Origin of the sequence: Frankia sp. KB5 (assembly GCF_002099325.1) — a bacterium.
Classification (GTDB): Bacteria; Actinomycetota; Actinomycetes; order Frankiales; family Frankiaceae; genus Frankia; species Frankia casuarinae.
Genome location: NZ_MRUJ01000175.1, coordinates 1 through 1,711, shown reverse-complemented (window position 1 = coordinate 1,711; position 1,711 = coordinate 1). Strand labels below are relative to the sequence as shown.

The 1,711-nt window shown below is 71.1% G+C and carries 2 protein-coding genes; one reads left to right on the top strand and one right to left on the bottom strand.

Annotation, left to right across the window (positions count from 1 at the left end):
• Nucleotides 1-105 precede the first annotated feature (105 nt).
• Entirely contained in the window at nucleotides 106-870 is a 765-nt protein-coding gene (locus KBI5_RS16995; RefSeq protein WP_023840282.1) for a response regulator transcription factor, read from the bottom strand.
• Nucleotides 871-997: 127 nt separating this feature from the next.
• On the opposite strand from KBI5_RS16995, the gene KBI5_RS16990 reads away from it, so the two are divergent.
• The coding region (locus KBI5_RS16990; protein ID WP_198537762.1) for an undecaprenyl-diphosphate phosphatase at nucleotides 998-1,711 on the top strand (714 nt) is incomplete at its 3' end.

Sequence of the window (1,711 nt, the reverse complement as noted above, 5' to 3'; positions counted from 1 at the left end):
GTTCACCCGGAGCAGCAGGTAGAACAGGACGCCAGCGACGGCGAGCACGATCGCGGTCCCCAGCGCGAACAGCAGGGTCAGCCTCACCCGGATCGGCACGTCGGGCTACGATCCCCCGTCGACGACCGGGCCGGGCGCGGCAGACGCACCGGGCGCGGCAGACACATCAGGTGTGCGGGACCTCCCGGGCGGCGTCTCGGCCGGGGTCCGTAGCCGGTATCCGACCCCGCGGACGGTCTCGATGAGCGACGGACCGTCCGGAATGTCGATCTTCCGGCGGACGTAGCGCACGTACTGGTCGACGATGTTGGAGGTGCCGTCGAAGGCGAAGTCCCAGACGTGATCGACGATATAGGTACGGGTCAGAACCTCGTCGGGATGGCGCATGAGCAGGTGGAGGAGCGCGAACTCCTTCGCGGACAGGTCGAGTGGCGATCCAGCCCGCAGGACGCGGTGCTCGGCCGGGTCGAGGCGAAGATCCCCGATCCGCAGGACGGTGGGGCGTTCCACGGCCCCGCGCCGCACGAGCGCCCGCAGCCGGGCGGTCAGTTCCCCGAAGCTGAACGGCTTGGGCAGGTAGTCGTCGGCACCCGCGTCGAGACCGCGGATACGGTCGTCAACGTCCCCCCGGGCGGTGAGCATGAGCACCGGGGCCCAGCGGCCCGCCTCGCGCAGGCGGCGGCACACCTCGAATCCGTCGAGACCGGGAAGCATGAGGTCCAGGACGATCGCGTCGTAGCCGATCTCGGTCGCCTGCCAGACCGCGTCGGCGCCGTCACCGACGACGTCGACCGCGTAGCCCTCCTCGACCAGGCCACGGCGGAGCAGGGCGGCGGTGCGCGCCTCGTCCTCGACGACCAGTACCCGCATGGAACGGATCGTAGAGCTGCTGCGAGCGCAGAACCGCTCCGGTCTGCGGCCGGTGTCACGGCCGGTGGCGCCGCGGGACTCGGTCATCACACCATGTTCACATGATCGAAGGCGCACGGTGCCGGGCATGTCCTCGTTCAGCTACGCCGAGGCGGGCGTGATCGGTGCCCTGCAGGGCGCCACGGAGTTGTTCCCGGTGTCCAGCCTTGGTCACAGCGTGCTCGTGCCGGCTCTCATCGGCGGCCGATGGGCAGCGGACCTCGACGTCTCCGCGCCCGAGTCGCCCTACCTCGCCTTCATCGTCGCCGTGCACGTGGCCACCGCCGCGGCGCTTATCGTCGCCTTCCGTGACGACTGGCGGCGCATCATCACGGGCCTGGCCGTCTCGGTCCGGGACCGGCGGGTCACCACCGCCGACGGCCGGCTCGCCTGGCTGATCATCCTTGGGACCGTTCCGGTGGGCATCGTCGGGCTGCTCCTCGAGCATCCGCTGCGCACCCACCTGGGCCGGCCGCTGCCGGCCGCCGTGTTCCTCACCGTGAACGGCATGATCATGCTGCTGGGGGAGCGTCTGCGCCGCCGGTCGACGACCGGCGGCGCTCCCGGGCCGGCCGGATACCGGGACGAGCACACCATGCCGATACCACGCTCGGCGCCGGTCACGGGCCGCAGGGTCGGGACGCGCCCGGCCTCCGGTCCCCTGGTAGCTCACGGATCCGCACCCGGGTCCGGGCCCGGCAACCACTCGAAGGCCGTGACGACCGAGACGGCACTACCCGAAGCCGAGGATGTGACACTACCCGAAGCCGAGACAGCACTACCCGAAGCCGAGACAGCGGCC